Below are 15869 nucleotides of genomic sequence, written 5' to 3' on the forward strand. Positions count from 1 at the left end.
CCACTGCGCCAACGCGACAAAAAATTGTCTTCTCAGTGAGTTGCACTACCTAAAAACGGCTCAGCGCGAGGTGGACGCCCTGCTGCGCCTTCACGCCAGGGAACAAGACGAGGCGCGACGCATCTCCGCCATGAGGTCCGTTCCCGGCGTCGGCGAGGTGGTGGCGACGGCCTTTGCGGCCGAGATCTACCGGCCCGAACGCTTTAGCAGCAGCGAGGAGGTGACGGCATACCTCGGCCTGGCTCCGGTCGTCCGGCAAAGCGGCGGGGGGAAGGAAAAGTCGTTCATCCGTCCGGTGGGGCAACGCCGGTTGCGAAGCCTGCTCGTGGAGGCGGCCTGGGGCTGGAAGCAACGGGATGAATGGGCGCGGGAGTTCTACAATCGAATTTTGAGCCGACACGGCGTGCCGCAAAAGGCGATCACCGCGCTGGCTCGAAAGCTGGCCGCATTGCTGTGGAAGCTCAGCTTGCCACCGGCAACGGCCTGAACGGATCGCGGGGGGCCTTAGGTAGCATCGACTACGAACAAAAATGGCGATCCAAAACAACTACCGTACCGAATCGGTACTTGGTGCCGCAGAGCACGAATAAGAAAAGGAATACACTCTATTAGCCGCAATGGTGAGGGTAGAGTCTGGCCTGTGAACAGTCGAAGACAGGGCAGATGGGAGGGATTGACATGGGGCCTCATAAGAAAAGGCCCCCGTCGCCGGGGGCCTTGAATCCGTTTCGCTGCGACCCGAAGGGCCGGGATTGCCGGTTGCGTCAAGGCTAGTCCACCCGGTAGTGGCAGCCCTTGGTTTCGGTGTCGCGCAGGGCGGCCAGGGTGATGATGTAGGCTGCCTGGGAGCCGTGGAACAGGTCGATGACCGGCTTGCAGATGGCCGTTTCCTTGTAGAAGTCCTGGAGGTCCTTGGTCAGCTTGCGCAGGTCGGTGAAGGCGCGCTTGAGCCGGTCGCTGGTGCGGACCACGCCCACATAGTTCCACATGGTGTTGCGGATGTTGGACCAGTCCTGGGAGATGAGGGCGGGGTCCTCGTTGTGTTTGTTGCCCTCGCTGACCCATTCCGGGATGCTGTCCTTGAGCTTGCGGCTCAACTCCGCGCTGCGGGCCGCGCGGGCGGCGATGTCCTTGCCCGCCGTGTAGCCCCAGAGCATGCCTTCGAGCAGCGAGGTGCTGGCCAGGCGGTTGGCCCCGTGCAGGCCGGTGCAACTGCATTCCCCGGCAGCGTAGAGGCGATCCAGGGTGGTTCGGCCGCGCGTGTCCACCTGAATGCCGCCGCAGAAGTAGTGGGCGGCCGGGACGACAGGCACCAGGTCCTTGCACATGTCCACGCCGATGGTGCGGCAGTGTTCGTAGATGGTCGGGAACCGCTTGCGCACGTCCTGTTTGACCCGCGAGACGTCCAGGTAGACGCAGTCGTCGCCGGAAATGAGCATCTCGTCCATGATGGCGCGGGTCACGATGTCGCGAGGGGCCAGGTCGGCGCGGGAGTCGTAGCGCTTCATGAACGCTTCGCCCTTGGCGTCCACCAGGACCGCGCCTTCGCCGCGCACGGCCTCGGAGACCAGGAAGCGCCGTTCGCCCCGCTTGGCGCCGCCGAACAGGGTGGTGGGGTGGAACTGGACGTATTCGCAGTTCATGAGCCGGGCCCCGGCGCGGAAGGCCATGACCAGCCCCGAGCCGATGGAGCCGGGGGTGTTGGTGGTGTGCAGGTAGATCTGGCCGATGCCGCCCGTGGCCAGGAGGGTATACTTGGAAAGAATGGTCTCAACCGCGCCGCGCTCCTGGTTGAAGACGTAGGCCCCGACGCACTCGTTGGACAGGCTGTACTTGAAATCCAGGTGCCTGGCGTGGTGCTGGGTGGTCAGCAGGTCCACGGCCGTGCGTTTGGTCAGGACGCGGATGTTCGGGTGCTTCGTCACCTCGGCCGAGAGCACGTCGATGATGTTCTGGCCCGTGTGGTCGTCGCAGTAGAGGATGCGGGGCAGGGTGTGCCCGCCCTCGCGGGTCAGGTACCAGTCGCCAGGTTTGCGCTGGTTGAAGGGGATGCGGTACTTTTCGAGGAAGACCTCCTTGAGCACCTCTGGTCCCCGTCGGGCCAGGAAGCGGACGGCGCGGGCGTAGTTGTGCTTCCAGCCGGCCGTCATGATGTCCTTTTCCAGGATGCGCGGATCGTCGTTTTCGTTGCGGTAGACGATGCCGCCCTGGGCCAGCCGCGTGTTGCCGCTGGTCAGGGAGTCCCCAGCCGTGATGAGGATGACGTCGAGGTTCTCCTCGGCAAGGGTCAGGGCCGCCAGGGAGCCGGCGATGCCGCAGCCGATGACCAGGGCGTCACATTGCAGTCGGAAATCGTTCATGGGTATTGGGTTACCACCATGCGGGATCAGGCGCAAACATCGAGCATGCGGGTGAGGGCGAGACGGGCGGCGGTTTTGACGTCGTCGGCCACGGTGACCGGCGCTGCGGTTTCAATGTCGCGGAGCAGGGCGGCGAGGTTGGCCTCGGTGATCTTGCCCATGTCCTCGCACAGGCTGACGGCCAGGGGCCGGACGGTCTTCACCCCGGCGTAACGGGCGGCCAGCCGGTTGACCAGGTTGGCCTCGGTGCCGACGTAGATGGCGGACCCGGCCGGGGCTTCCTCCACGTACTTGATGAGAAAGGTGGTGGAGCCGTCGCCGTCGGCCTCGCGGACGACCTCCGGGGAGCACTCGGGATGGACCACGACCTTGGCTTCTGGCTGGCGCTCGCGCAAGGCGCGGATGGCGTCGGCCCCGAATTCCTCATGGATGGGGCAGTAGCCGGGCCAGACGATGAGCCGTTTGCCTTCGGCCCCTGCGGGATCGATGGACAGGGCCGGGGATCCGTCGATGACGTCGCGGGGCAGGAGCAGCCGCTTGTTCTCGGGGATATTCAGGAAATTCGCGGTGTTGTTCGCCAGGTGCTGGTCCGGGAGGAAGAGGACGGCGTCCCCCTGCTTCAGGGCCCAGGCGAGCATGGTCCGGGCGTTGGCCGAGGTGCAGACCGAGCCGTCGAAGCGGCCGACCACGCCTTTGACCGCGGCCGAGGAGTTCACGTAGGTCAGGGGGATGATCTTGCGGCCGCTCTGCTGGAGGATGTTCAGGGTTTCCTCCACGCGTCCGGCCTCGGCCATGTCGGCCATGGGGCAGGACGCGCCGGTGTCCGGGATGTGGATTTTCTGCTCCGGGCGGCCGAGGATGGCGGCGGATTCGGCCATGAAGAAGACGCCGCAAAAGATGATGTGTTCGGCCTTCAGGTCGCCGATCTTGCGCGAGAGCTCCAGGGAGTCGCCCTGGATGTCGGTGTGGGCGATAACCGCGTCGGACTGGTAGTGATGCCCCAGGATCACGAGACGGTCGCCCATGGCCTCGCGGATTCGATCAATGGTTTCCTTGGCGTTTTCCACAATGTTCCTTTTGGTTATAACGGAATGAATTGCATGGAAAAATCTGAGGACGGGGCCGAGTGCGTCAACCTGCCCACCGAGATGAAGTCCGCGCCCAGCTCGCCGTAGGAGCGGATGTTCTCCAGGGTGATGTTGCCGCTGATCTCGGTTTCGATGGTGTCGGGGATGAGGGACAGGGCCTCCCGGATGGCGTCATGATCCATGTTGTCGAACATGATCCGCTTGATGTCGCACCTGGCGGCTTCCTCCACCTCTTCGCGGGTGCGACATTCCACCTCGATGGGCGGGCAGGGGGAGTGGGCCAGCTTCAGGGCGGCCACGGCCTCGGTGATGGAGCCGGCCCGGTCGACGTGGTTGTCCTTGAGCATGAGCATGTCCGAGAGGGTCAGGCGGTGGTTGTGCCCGCCGCCGGCCAGCACGGCGTATTTCTCGGGAAAGCGCAGGCCCGGCAGGGTTTTGCGGGTGTCGAGCAACTGGGTCTTGGTGCTCTTGAGCTCGGCCACGTAGCGTGCGGTCAGGTTGGCGACGCCGGAGAGGTGGCAGAGAAAGTTGAGCATGACCCGCTCGGACTTGAGCAACTGACGGGCAGGGCCCTGCAGGGCGGCCACCAGGGTGCCGGGCGAGACCTTGTCCCCCTCGTCCACGTTGAGGTGGCACTGGCAGTCGGCCCCGCCGAATTCCAGCACCATGGGGAGGATGGGCAGTCCGGCGACCACGGTCTCCTGCTTGGCGGTGATGACGGCCTGGGCCATGTCGTTTTCCGCGAAGAGCCCGTCCGAGGTGAGGTCCGCGCCGTCCTCGGCCAGGGCGATGCGGATGGTTGCCAGGAGAAACATGCGGGCTTCTGCCCGGAAGAAATCGTCGAAAGTCATGGTGGGCATGGTTGCAATCCCGTTTTCGTGCCTATGGTTGATGCCAAGTATAGCACGGATGCCGTTTCGTCAAGCAACAGTGAGTTGATGAAATATTTCACAATAATAACACACAAGAAAACAGCGGATTTCTTTGACCTGAGGGTGGATTTGGGCTACGAATCCTCTGCATGAGCACGAACGAGGAACTCCGCGAAACGCCCCTTGAAAACTCTGACGGCCTGACCGCCGCCGAGCTTGAGGCGCAACACCCGGCCGACGCTGCCGAAGCCATTGAAGGCCTCGACATCCCGGATCAGGTGAAGTTCATCAAGCAGCTTCCCATCAAGGACGCTGCGGAGTCAATCGCGGAGATGGAGCCTCACGACCAGCAGGCCCTGGTCAAGCGGCTCAACCAGGGGCTGGCCGCCCGCATCGTCGAGCAGATGTCCCCGGACGACGCCACCGACCTGCTGGAGGGGCTCGACCCCGACCTTCGCCACGCCCTGCTGATCCGGGTCCCGGCCGAGGAGCGGGCCGAGCTCAAAACCCTGCTCACTTTCGATCCCGACACCGCGGGCGGCGTCATGAACACCGAGGCGGTCATCCTCGACCAGGACCTGACCCCGGATCAGGCCATCGCCGTGATCCGCCAGGACATCGAGGACAAGGAAGTTCCCTACTACGCCTACCTGACCGACCAGAAGGACCGCCTCATGGGCGTCGTATCCCTGCGCGACCTGCTGCTGGCCAAGCGCGGCATCGCCCTCAAGGAGCTGGTCAGGGAGCAGAACCTCATCTCGGTCGGCTACAACGTTGACAAGGAGGAGGTGGCCCACCTCATCGCGCGCTACAACCTGCTGGCGTTGCCCGTCGTCGATTTCGGCAACCGGCTGCTCGGCGTGGTCACGGTCGATGACGTCATCGACATCATCCACGAAGAGGCCAGCGAGGACATGCAGACCATGGTCGGCGCGGGCGCGGACGAGAGCACGGACTCGCCCGTGCCTTTTTCCGTGCGCAAGCGGCTGCCCTGGCTTTGCCTCAACGTGCTTTTCTCGGCCGTCTCCGCCTGGGTGGTTCATCTTTTCGAGGGCAACATCCAGTCCATGGCCGTCCTGGCCGTGCTCATGCCCATCGTGGCCAACCAGGCGGGCAACACGGGCCAGCAGGCCCTGGCCGTCATGATCCGCCAACTGGCCATGGAGCGTTTCGACCGCAAGCGGGCCTGGCTGGCCGTGCTGCGCGAACTGCGCGTCGGCCTGGCAAATGCCGTCATCATTTCGGTACTGGTCTTCTGCGCGGTGTACTTCTCATCGCATCAGCTCATGCTGGCGTCGGTCATGGGCGTGGCGCTGTGGATGGACATGATGCTCGGCGCCTTCGCCGGGGCCTCGATCCCCCTCCTGCTCAAGGAGCTGGGACGCGATCCGGCCCAGGCCTCCAGCATCTTCCTGACCACCATCACCGACTCCATGGGCTTCCTCTTCCTCCTGGGCCTGGCGGGTCTGGTTCTGCTGAACTGAGGCGGAAAAGGGGAGACCTCCCCCAGAGAAACGCAAAAGGCGCTCCGGAGCAAACCGGAGCGCCTTTTTGTCGCTGAGGCCGTTCGGCCCTAGTCAAGTCCGAGGGAGGCGAGGAGGTCGTCCACGTCGCCCTGGCTCGCCTCTTCGGAGGGGCCCATGAGCTTGGAGCTGGCCTGTATCTTGGCGTCCTCGGACAGGGCGTCGATGTCGCGGTCGGGCTCCTGCTCCCGCTGGCGGATCATCAGGCCGGTGGAGAGCATGACCTCGCGCACGATTTTCTCGACCTGGCGGAGGGAGTTGATGATGATTTTGATGCGTTGGCCGGTGAGGTCCTGAAAGCTCAGGGTGACCATGATGGAGGAAAGTTCGTCGCCAAGGGTCTGGTTGATTTTCTTGAGTTCCTGGCGGGATTTCTTGGTCACGCCGCCGGACTCGAACCCCTTGAGGATGTTGGTGACGGAAAGCTGGAGCTCCTGGAGCCGCTCCACGATGTCGATGATGTCCACGGCCGCCTTCTCGGTGGTGCGGAGCACGGCGTCGAGCTGGTCCGAGGTGTCGTTGAACAGGTCCTCGGGGTCGACCTCGGCCTCGATGCAGTGGATTTCCCGGCCGCCCTTGGCCGCCTTGACTTCCTGGTAGATCTGCTTGAGGCCTTCCTGCAGGTCTTCGTTGACCCGGCGATAGAATTCGCCCTCCAGAAGAGATTTGGAGAGGCTTCTGGCGATCTCCTTCTCCACGGCCCTGGTGATGGACTCCCTGAGGTTTGTCACCAGTTGTTCGGAGACCTGCTCCATCATCTGCCGGACGAGTTCTTCGTTGGCGGTCATCTGCTTCTCCTGAGCGACTACATTTTGGCGTTTCTGATCTGTTCCCGCTGTTCCCGGAAGACGAAGCGGACGATGGCCTCCATGTCCGCCGCTCTTGTGTCCACGAATTCGAAACGGTAGAGGCCGGTGTCCTCGTCCATGCCCACGATGCGTCCCTTGCTCCCGGCCATGCGCAGGGGGGCGTAGCTGAGCTGGATGACGAGTTCCAGCGGCGTGCCGATCGCGAATTTTTCCTGGGTCCTCAGCTTGACCCCGGCAGCGGAGATTTCCATGATCTCCACCGACACCGGGAAATCGGAGCGGATGCGGTCCTGGCTCAGCAGGCCGAGGACGCGCTCCAGCTTGCGGTCCATCTCGGCGAGGAAACGGGTCAGGTCCTCGGGCAGTTTGCTGTTGTGGAACAGCGCTTCGGACGCCGAGGGTTCGTCCACGGCGTCGCCGGTGAAGATCGGCGAGGAATCCAGGGAATGCATGATGCGGGCATGCCCCTTCAGCCTGACCGAGACGCGCGAAAAGGTTCTTTTTTCTTCGCTCATGGCCTCTCCTGTCTGGTTATTGGCGGCCGTCCTCCGTATCCAGGGTCATGGCCTTGACCGGGCAGACGCGGGTGCACATGCCGCAGGCGGAGCACTTGTCCACGTCGAAGACCACTGTCTTGTCGCTCTTTTCCAGCGCCAGCGCCCCGGTGGGGCACATGGCCGTGCACAGGCCGCAGTGAGTGCACGATTCTTCGTTGCGGAAGATCTTGTGCGCCACCGGCGTGATGCGGATGCCGTTCTCCTTGAGATAGCCGATTCCCTTGTGGAAGTCCTCCTCCAGGCCGGAGACCTCCAAGGTCATGGCGCCCTCGTGGCGGGGGCTGATGTCCGCCTTGAGAATGTTGAAGCTGAGGTCGAAGAGCCGGGTCAGGTTGCAGACCACGGGACGACCCGAAACCTCCGGGGGGAATGAGAGATAAACGATTTTGCGAAAACCCTTGACGACTTCTTTCATGATTGACCTGCCAGGTATCTATGGCACGCCGGGGCCGGTTTGCACAACCGCCCGGCCGGGTTACTTCATTTTTTCCAGGGCGCGCTTGGCCTGGGTGGCCTGGGGCGTGCCGGGGAACTTCTTCACCACTTCCTCAAGGCGCATCTTTGCCAGCTCGGGCTTGCCCAGCTTGTCCCAGCAATAGGCGGCCATGAGCAGGGCGGAGCGGTACTTGGAGCTCTGCTGGTACTTGTCGATGACGTCCTCGTACAAAATGACGGCCCGCGCGTAGTCCGCGAGCTTGTAGTAGCACTGGCCCTGCCAGAAGACGGCGCTGGCCACGTAGGTGTGCTTCTTGAAAGTATCCGTGAATTCGGCCCAGTAGGAGCGCGCCTTTTCGAACTCGCCCTGTTTGTACAGGTCGTAGGCCTTGTCGTAGAGGGCCATGGCCGCGTCCGCTGGCTTGGCCGGGGCGGCCGCCTCGGCTTTGGCGGCCTGGGCCGCCGGTGCGGCCGGAGCCGTCTGGGCCGCCGGAGCCGGGGAGTGCGTTGCGGCGGGAGCGGGCGCCGGAGCCGTGGCGTTGGACTCGCCCTCGGCGGCGGGAGCGGGGGCTGCCGCTGCGGGCTTGTGCAGGCTGCTCAGGTCGGCCTGAAGCTGGTTCTCCAGGATGAACTCGACCTCCTTGAGTTCGGAGCTCAGGCTGTCGAGGGTCGTGGCGGAGTCGGCCGCGCCCACCTGGCGGTCCAGACGCATGTTCAGGGTTTCCAGCTCGCCGCGCAGCTTGGCGAAGTCGGCGCGCAGGGCCTGGAGTTCGGCCCAGGTGTCGGCCGTCTTCTCGCGCACGGGCGACTGGGATTTTTCGATTTCCTGCCGCAGCAGCGCCTTGGATTCGGCCAGTTCGGCCTCCAGTTGCTGGATGCGGTTGACGTCCTGCTGCCGTTCGATCTGCAGGGTTTCCATGTCGGTCCTGGTCACGCAACCGGCCATGGAGAGGAGCAGGCAGGCGACGAGTATCGTTCGAAAATATTTGATCATGTAGGCTATCCTCGTTTGGTCCCTCGTTTCCGTCCGATCAGAAGATACGCCAGAGAGCCCAAGATGGGAATAAAAATGCACAGTTGCATCCAGGCCACCTTTTCGCTCGGCAGATCGTAGTCCCTCCGCCAGACGTCGAGGATGGTCCAGGCGCTGAACGAGAAGCAGACGGCCACGGCCAGGCCTGCGATGGCCCATTGGGTAGGCGTGACGGCGGAAAAGTCGGGAAACACGGTTTCGGGCTCCTTAGGACGGCTTGCGGGCGTCGTCCCGTTTGCGGTTGAGCAGCATGGAGAGGATGATGCATCCGGCCCCCACCGACAGGGCGATGTCCGCCACGTTGAAGGCGGGCCAGTGCCAGTCCCCCCGGTAGAAGTCCAGAAAGTCCGTGACCACGCCGAGGCGGACGCGGTCCACGAGGTTGCCCACCGCGCCTCCCGCGATGAGGGAGAGGCCGGTGGTCAGCCAGCGGTCGGACCGGTCGGCGCTCTTCAGCATATAGCCGATGAGCCCCAGGGCGACCAGGCCGATGGCGATGAACAGCGGCCGCTGCCAGGCGATGTGCTCGCTGTTCAGGAAGCCCCAGGCCGCGCCCCGGTTGAGCACGTGGACCAGGTTGAAGAATCCCGGAATGACCGGGAAGCCGGTCCACGGCTCCATGGAGGCGGAGACCCAGGCCTTGGTGGCCTGGTCCAGGGCGACGGCGCCCGCCGCCAGCAGGGTCGCGTATCGGTATCGGCCCATCCGCCTATTCCCGGTCCAGGTTTCGCAGCACCTCGGTGCAGCGCGGGCAGGCGTCCGGAAACGCCGGGTCCGCGCCCAGGTCGTTGCTGATGCGCCAGCAGCGCTCGCACTTCCGCCCCGGAGCGGGTTCCACGGTGATGCGCAGGTTTTCCACGTCCTCGCCGGAGAAGGCGTCGGCGGGCGCTTCGGCCGTGTCGGCCAGGGCCACGTCGGAGACGATGAAGAACTCGCGCGCGTCCAGCTCGTCGGAGGCGACCAACTCGCGGATTTCCTCGGGAGCGTAGAGGGTGACCTTGGCGTCCAGGGACTTGCCGATGACGCCGTCCTTGCGCTTGGGTTCGATGGCCTTGTTCACGTCGGCGCGCACGCAGGCCAGGGTTTCCCAGCGGGAGCGCTCGTCGGCGGAGAGGGCGGGATCGTCGGCGGCGAAGCGCAGGGCGAAGACCGTACCGGTCTGCGACAGGTCCGCCTTGATGGCCTCGGGCAGGTTCTGGAACGCCTCCTCGGCCGTGAAGGACAGGACCGGGGCCATGTCCTCCAGCAGCATCAGCAGGATCTGCCAGAGCACGGTCTGGGCGGAGCGGCGCTTCACTCCGCTCTTCTCCTCCACGTAGAGGCGGTCCTTGATGATGTCGAGGTAGAAGGAAGAGAGGTCGACCACGCAGAGGTTGTGCAGGGTGTGGTAGACCTTGTGGAACTCATATTCCTGGTACGCCTTGCGGATGGTGGCGTGATGGCGGCGCACCATGTCCAGGGCGAAGCGGTCCAGCGGGAGCATGTCGGCCACGGCCACGCGGGTTGCGGGGTCGAAGTCGTTCAGGTTGGAGAGCAGGTAGCGGCAGGTGTTGCGGATGCGCCGGTAGGCGTCCACCAGCCGGTTCAGGGTCTCGTCCGAGATGCGGATGTCCTCCTGGTAGTTGGAGGCCGAGACCCACATGCGCAGGATTTCCGCGCCGAACTTGTCGATGATCTCCTGGGGCGCGAGGACGTTGCCGATGGACTTGGACATCTTGCGGCCCTCGGCGTCCACCACGTAGCCGTGGGTGAGCACGGACTTGTAGGGCGGCACGTCGCGGGTGCCCACCGAGGCGAGCAGGGAGGAGTGGAACCAGCCGCGATGCTGGTCCGAGCCCTCCAGGTAGAGGTCGGCCGGGAAGCGCAGCTCGGGCCGTTTTTCGAGCACGGCGGCGAAGCTGGTGCCGGAGTCGAACCAGACGTCCAGGATGTCGGTCTCGCGCTTCCAGTGGGTGCCGCCGCACTTGGGGCAGGTCAGCCCCTCGGGGACCAACTCCTCAATGGGAGCCTCGAACCAGTAGTCGCAGCCCGTCTCGTGCCTGGCGTACTTGTCGCAGATGTCGTAGACCCACTTGGCGTCGAACCACGTCTCGTCGCAGTCCTTGCAGATCAGGGCCGAGATGGGCACGCCCCAGTTGCGCTGGCGGGAGATGCACCAGTCGGGCCGGTTGGCGATCATGTTGTGGATGCGCTCCTCGCCCCAGGCCGGAATCCACTGCACGTCGTTGCGAATGGCGTCGAGCGCCCGCTTGCGCAGGTCGTTCTCGTCCATGCCGATGAACCACTGGGTGGTGGCGCGGAAGATGACCGGCTGCTTGCAGCGCCAGCAGTGCGGGTAGGAGTGGGTGATCTTTTCCGTGGCCAGGAGGTTGCCGAGTTCGGTCAGCTTCTCGATGACCTTGGGATTGGCTTCCCAGACGTTCAGCCCGGCGAAGTATTCGACCTCCTGGGTGAACACGCCGTGGTCGTTCATGGGCGAGAGGATTTCCAGGCCGTACCTCAGGCCGGTCTCGAAGTCCTCGCGGCCGTGGCCGGGCGCGGTGTGCACGCAGCCGGTGCCGGTCTCCAGTGTGACGTAGTCGGCCAGGACCACCAGGGATTCGCGGTCGTAAATGGGATGCCTGGCCTTGAGGTTCTCCAGGACCGAGCCCTTGAAGGCGGCCAGGATGACAGGCTCGTCCCAGCCGAACTTTTCCGCGCACTGCGGGAGCATGCCCTCGGCCAGGATGTGGTAGACGTCGCCCGCCTCGACCAGCACGTAGTCGAAGTCCGGGTGCACGGCCACGCCCAGGTTGTCGGGGATGGTCCAGGGGGTGGTGGTCCAGATGTCGATGAACAGTTTGGACACGTCCACGTCTGCGATCTTCTTGAAATTCTCGTCCGGCAGCGGAAAGCGGACGTAGATGGAGGGAGAGGTGTGGTCCTCGTACTCCACCTCGGCTTCGGCCAGGGCGGTGTGGCAGTCGCAGCACCAGTAGATGGGTTTTTTGCCCCGGACAACGCCGTTGCGCTCCATGAACCGGCCCAGTTCGCGGGCCGTGGCGGCCTCGTATTCCGGCTTCATGGTCATGTACGGATCTTCCCAGGTGCCGAGCACGCCGAGGCGCTTGAATTCCTTGCGCTGCACGTCCAGCCACTTGGCGGCGTAGGATCGGCAGACCTTGCGGATGGTCAGGGTGTCCAGCTCCTTGCCCTTGGCCTTGAGCTCCTGCTCGACCTTGTGCTCGATGGGCAGACCGTGGCAGTCCCAGCCGGGCACATACTGGGCCTGCTGGCCCTGCATGTTGCGGGACTTGACGATGATGTCCTTGAGAACCTTGTTCAGGGCGGTGCCCATGTGAATGTGCCCGTTGGCGTAGGGCGGGCCGTCGTGCAGGACGAACGCGTCGTCGGGGTCCCCGGCCGCGACCATGGCGTCGTAGGCCTTGGTCTCCTCCCAGAACTTGAGCATCTCGGGCTCGCGTTGCTTGAGGTTGGCCTTCATGGGGAAATTGGTCTGGGGCAGGAGCAGGGTCTTCTTGTAGTCGCTCATGGCTGTTGCGGTCCTCCGACGGCGATATATTTCACTTAATGATACCTGTCGTTCAAATGAATCGGGGTAGATTGGTACAACATGGGCCGGAAGTCAAGCCTGGCTGGGGTTTCCGGGCGAACGGGCGATGGCTTGCACATGCTTGTGCACCGCGCCGGAATCGGTGTATTCACCGCGATCGGTTTCGCATCGACACCTTGGGAGGGAAATATGGGAAACGACCAGCCGAGGCGCGGTCAGGAAGAGGCGGGCGGCGGTCTCGTCAAGCGGTCCACCTGCATCATCTTGGTGGTCATGGCCTTGCTTGTCGGCGCGTTCGTCGGCAACACCGTGACCATGCTCTACGTGGGGCAGCGGCAGGGAGCTGCCCCCGCGCCGACCGCCGCGTCCGCGCCCGCGGGCGGCGACGTCGCGACCCTGTCCAGGCTGGAGCAGGAAACGGCGGCGCATCCGACCGACGCCAACGCCTGGGTGGACCTGGGCAACTACTGCTTCGACAACGGGCTGTTCGAAAAGGCCGTGGCCGCCTACGAGCACGCCCTCGAACTCTCCCCCATGCGGGCCGACGTCTGGTCCGACCTGGGCGTCATGTACCGGCGGACCAGCCGGTTCAACAAGGCCATCGAGGCCTTCGGCCAGGCGGCGAAGATCGATCCGGCCCATACCACCTCGCGCTACAATATGGGCGTGGTCTACTATTTCGACCTGAACGACAAGGCCAACGCCCTGAAAATCTGGAAAGGGCTGCTGGCGGACGATCCCCAGGCCCGGACCCCGGACGGGCGGCCCCTGGCGGACCTGATCCGCGAGACCGAGAAATAGCGGCGGCAGGTCGCCCCGGTCGGGAACCGGATTCGCCGGATGCGGCAAAAATGAAACAAACCCCCATCACGCCCGTAGATATATTATCGTCGATAGTGTATACGCACCTTCGGTGCGGTTCTAAACGCTTCGGAGTGAATAATGCGTGTTCTTGCGATTACGATCGCAGTCCTGTTCCTTTCCTGCCCGGTTGTCTTCGCCGAGGACATCCACATGCAGGCGATCCTCTATCCTCCGTTGGTCTATAAATCGGGAGACGGTCTCTGCGGCGTGGCCCCCGATGTGGTCCGGGCCATCCAGGCCGAGGTCGATGATTCCAATCCGTTGGTGGTCGTGCCGTGGTTGCGGGCCTATGAACTGGCTCAGAGCAGCCCGCGCCAGGCCCTGTTCGCCATTGTCCGGATTCCCGAGCGCGAGGCGCTCTTCAAATGGGTCGGACCGGTCTTTAGCGAGGGCGACTATTTCTTTCAAAAGCGGGGGGCCGGGCTGAATATCCGGACGCTGGACGACGCCCGCAAGGTGGCGCGCATCGCCGTGCGCCGGGACGGCTATACCCACCAGGCGCTCAAGGCCAGGGGGTTCGGCAATCTCGACGTGGGACCGAGCTACGACACCAGCTATCAGAAGCTCGTCCAAGGCCGGGTGGACCTTGTGCTCATGGGCGAGCGGACCTACTACTTCATGGTCAGGGAGGCCGGGCTCGATCCCGAGGACTTCGAGCGCACGGACTGCAAGCTCGGCGAGTCCTCCGCCTGGCTGGCTTTTTCCAGGGACATCCCCGACGAAACCATCGCCCGGTGGCAGGCGGTCCTGGACAGGCTTAAGGCCGACGGGACCTATGACGATATCCTCCGGCGCAATTTCCGTCGTTGAGCCGCCGATCCGGTTTCGGCGGACATTTGCGCCGACGGCTCGGAAATCCGAAAACAAAAGGGGAGGCGCGGCAGGCCGCGCTTCCCCTTCATTTCTTGTCTTTTCGGCCGACTAGATGCCGCTGCCGTCCGTGAAGGACTGGTGCAGGGCGCGGGACTGGACGATGCGCGCCCCGGCCGGGACGTCGCCGGTGATCCAGACGTTGCCGCCGATGACCGCGCCCTTGCCTATGGTCACGCGGCCGAGGATGGTCGCGCCCGCGTAGACGATGACGCCGTCCTCCACCACGGGGTGGCGGGGCAGTCCCTTGATGAGCCGCTCGTCGTCGCCCTTGGGGAAGCTCTTGGCCCCCAGGGTGACGCCCTGGTAGACGCGGACGTTGTCGCCGATGATGCAGGTCTCGCCGATGACCGTGCCCGTGCCGTGGTCCATGAAAAAACTTTCGCCGATGGTCGCTCCGGGGTGGATGTCGATGCCCGTGTCAGAGTGGGCCATCTCGCCGATGATGCGCGGGATGATGTCCACGTCGAGCCTGTAGAGCTCGTGGGCGATGCGGTGGTTGGTCAGGGCGCGCACCGAGGGGTAGCAGAAGATGGTCTCGCCGTGGCTCTTGGCCGCCGGGTCGCCGTCGTAGGCGGCCCCCACGTCCTTGAGCAGCAGGCGGCGGATGGCGGGCAGCCGGGTGATGAAGGTCCGGGCCACATCCCGGGCGCGGTCGGCGCACTCCCGGCACTTGCCGCCGGACTCCATCTCGCAGACGAAGCAGTAGCCTCGGTTGATCTGGTCGGCCAGTTGGCGCTCCACGCGGTCCAGGGTGGCCCCGATGTAGTAGGGCATGGTGTCCGGGGTGATCTCCGACGGGCCGAAATAGCCCGGGAAGAGCACGGTGCGCAGTGATTCCACTATCTCGGAGAGGGTCTCCACGGACGGCATGGGCATGTCGTCCGAATAGCGGTGGGAGACGGGGCCGTTGTCGCCGGATTCGACCAGCAGGGCGACCACGTCGGCCAGGGTGTAATCCTGTTCGGTCATGCGGGCTCCTCTTCGAAAAGCGGGGTGCTCAGGTAGCGTTCGCCGGTGTCGCAGACGATGAAGACGATCATCTTGCCCGCGTTTTCGGGCCGGGCCGCCAGCTTGAGGGCGGCGGCGCAGTTGGCCCCGGAGGATATGCCGCAGAGGATGCCCTCCCGGCGGATCAGTTCCTTTGCCGTGTCCACGGCCTCTTCGTCGCCGATGGGGATGATTTCATCAATGATCGCCGTGTTCAGGACGTCGGGCACAAAGCCCGCGCCGATGCCCTGGATGGAGTGCGGGCCTGGCTGGCCGCCTGAGATCACGGGCGAGGACTTGGGCTCCACGGCCACGATCCTGACTTCTGGCTTGTGCGCCTTGAGCGCCTCGCCGGTGCCGGTCAGGGTGCCGCCGGTGCCCACGCCCGCCACGAAGACGTCCACGCGGCCGTCGGTGTCGGCCCAGATTTCCTCGGCGGTGGCGGCGCGGTGCGCAGCCGGGTTGTCCGGGTTGGCGAACTGCATGGGCATGAACCCGTTGTCCAACCCCTTGAGGATCTCCTCGGCCCTGGCGATGGCCCCTTTCATGCCCTCGGCCGCCGGTGTCAGGACCAGCTCGGCTCCCAGCCCCTTGAGCAGCTTGCGCCGTTCCATGCTCATGTTTTCGGGCATGGTCAGGATCAGGCGCATCCCCCTGACCGCGCAGACAAAGGCCAGGCCGATGCCCGTGTTGCCACTGGTGGGCTCCACCAGCACGGTTCCGGCGTTGATGCGGCCGTCGGCAAGGGCGGCCTCGATCATGTTCCGCCCGATGCGGTCCTTGACCGAGCCGCAGGGGTTGTTGGATTCGAGCTTGGCCACCACGGTGGCTCCGAGCCCCTCGGAAAGGCGGTTCAGGCGGACCATGGGGGTCCGGCCCACCAACTCGGTCATGTCGTTGGCGATGTGCATGAAA

At 64.5% G+C, this 15869-nt stretch carries 16 protein-coding genes; 4 read left to right on the forward strand and 12 right to left on the reverse strand.

Going from position 1 to position 15869, the window contains the following annotated elements:
* On the forward strand, nucleotides 1-487 hold a 487-nt coding region (locus PHP91_RS10525), incomplete at its 5' end, for an IS110 family transposase (RefSeq protein ID WP_300140301.1).
* A gap of 283 nt (nucleotides 488-770) precedes the next feature.
* On the opposite strand, the gene nadB is transcribed toward PHP91_RS10525, so the two are convergent.
* From nadB to nadC, 3 genes are read right to left on the reverse strand one after another with little or no spacing between them, the layout of a single operon-like run.
* Nucleotides 771-2360, reverse strand: coding sequence for an L-aspartate oxidase (gene nadB, locus PHP91_RS10530; protein WP_300140303.1), 1590 nt, complete (start codon nucleotides 2358-2360; stop codon nucleotides 771-773).
* A gap of 26 nt (nucleotides 2361-2386) precedes the next feature.
* Nucleotides 2387-3427, reverse strand: coding sequence for a quinolinate synthase NadA (gene nadA, locus PHP91_RS10535; protein ID WP_300140305.1), 1041 nt, complete (start codon nucleotides 3425-3427; stop codon nucleotides 2387-2389).
* A 14-nt stretch (nucleotides 3428-3441) separates the two neighbouring features.
* Nucleotides 3442-4308 (reverse strand): carboxylating nicotinate-nucleotide diphosphorylase, encoded by an 867-nt coding sequence (nadC, locus tag PHP91_RS10540; RefSeq protein ID WP_300140307.1) that lies wholly within the window; start codon nucleotides 4306-4308, stop codon nucleotides 3442-3444.
* 161 nt (nucleotides 4309-4469) lie between these two features.
* On the opposite strand from nadC, the gene mgtE reads away from it, so the two are divergent.
* Nucleotides 4470-5804 (forward strand): magnesium transporter, encoded by a 1335-nt coding sequence (gene mgtE, locus PHP91_RS10545; RefSeq protein ID WP_300140309.1) that lies wholly within the window; start codon nucleotides 4470-4472, stop codon nucleotides 5802-5804.
* An 89-nt stretch (nucleotides 5805-5893) separates the two neighbouring features.
* Here the strand turns inward: mgtE and PHP91_RS10550 are convergent, their stop codons facing one another.
* The 7 genes from PHP91_RS10550 to ileS are packed head-to-tail and all read right to left on the reverse strand — an operon-like array spanning nucleotide 5894 to nucleotide 12209.
* Nucleotides 5894-6631, reverse strand: a complete 738-nt coding sequence (locus tag PHP91_RS10550) for a protein phosphatase CheZ (RefSeq protein WP_300140311.1) — start codon at nucleotides 6629-6631, stop codon at nucleotides 5894-5896.
* A gap of 17 nt (nucleotides 6632-6648) precedes the next feature.
* A complete protein-coding gene (locus tag PHP91_RS10555) occupies nucleotides 6649-7167 on the reverse strand; it encodes a PilZ domain-containing protein (RefSeq protein ID WP_300140313.1) in 519 nt (172 codons plus the stop codon).
* Between the two features lie 16 nt (nucleotides 7168-7183).
* Nucleotides 7184-7624: an NIL domain-containing protein gene (locus PHP91_RS10560; RefSeq protein WP_300140315.1), complete on the reverse strand. Its 441-nt coding sequence runs from the start codon at nucleotides 7622-7624 to the stop codon at nucleotides 7184-7186.
* Nucleotides 7625-7684: 60 nt separating this feature from the next.
* Nucleotides 7685-8638, reverse strand: coding sequence for a tetratricopeptide repeat protein (locus PHP91_RS10565; protein ID WP_300140317.1), 954 nt, complete (start codon nucleotides 8636-8638; stop codon nucleotides 7685-7687).
* Between the two features lie 5 nt (nucleotides 8639-8643).
* Nucleotides 8644-8871 (reverse strand): PLD nuclease N-terminal domain-containing protein, encoded by a 228-nt coding sequence (locus PHP91_RS10570; RefSeq protein WP_366141561.1) that lies wholly within the window; start codon nucleotides 8869-8871, stop codon nucleotides 8644-8646.
* 13 nt (nucleotides 8872-8884) lie between these two features.
* Entirely contained in the window at nucleotides 8885-9382 is a 498-nt protein-coding gene (lspA, locus tag PHP91_RS10575; RefSeq protein WP_300140319.1) for a signal peptidase II, read from the reverse strand.
* A 4-nt stretch (nucleotides 9383-9386) separates the two neighbouring features.
* Complete coding sequence (gene ileS / locus PHP91_RS10580) at nucleotides 9387-12209, reverse strand: isoleucine--tRNA ligase (RefSeq protein WP_300140321.1); 2823 nt, start codon at nucleotides 12207-12209, stop codon at nucleotides 9387-9389.
* Nucleotides 12210-12419: 210 nt separating this feature from the next.
* Between ileS and PHP91_RS10585 the strand changes: the two genes are divergently transcribed.
* On the forward strand, nucleotides 12420-13031 hold the full coding sequence (locus PHP91_RS10585; protein ID WP_300140323.1) for a tetratricopeptide repeat protein: 612 nt from the start codon (nucleotides 12420-12422) through the stop codon (nucleotides 13029-13031).
* Nucleotides 13032-13172: 141 nt separating this feature from the next.
* Entirely contained in the window at nucleotides 13173-13904 is a 732-nt protein-coding gene (locus tag PHP91_RS10590) for a transporter substrate-binding domain-containing protein (protein ID WP_300140325.1), read from the forward strand.
* Nucleotides 13905-14015: 111 nt separating this feature from the next.
* On the opposite strand, the gene epsC is transcribed toward PHP91_RS10590, so the two are convergent.
* Both epsC and cysK read right to left on the reverse strand, forming a co-directional pair.
* Entirely contained in the window at nucleotides 14016-14936 is a 921-nt protein-coding gene (epsC, locus tag PHP91_RS10595; protein ID WP_300140327.1) for a serine O-acetyltransferase EpsC, read from the reverse strand.
* Nucleotides 14933-15865, reverse strand: a complete 933-nt coding sequence (cysK, locus tag PHP91_RS10600) for a cysteine synthase A (RefSeq protein WP_300140329.1) — start codon at nucleotides 15863-15865, stop codon at nucleotides 14933-14935. Before cysK ends, epsC begins: the two co-directional genes overlap by 4 nt.
* Nucleotides 15866-15869: the final 4 nt, after the last annotated feature.

Source organism: Pseudodesulfovibrio sp. (genome assembly GCF_028692895.1).
Classification (GTDB): domain Bacteria; phylum Desulfobacterota; class Desulfovibrionia; order Desulfovibrionales; family Desulfovibrionaceae; genus Pseudodesulfovibrio.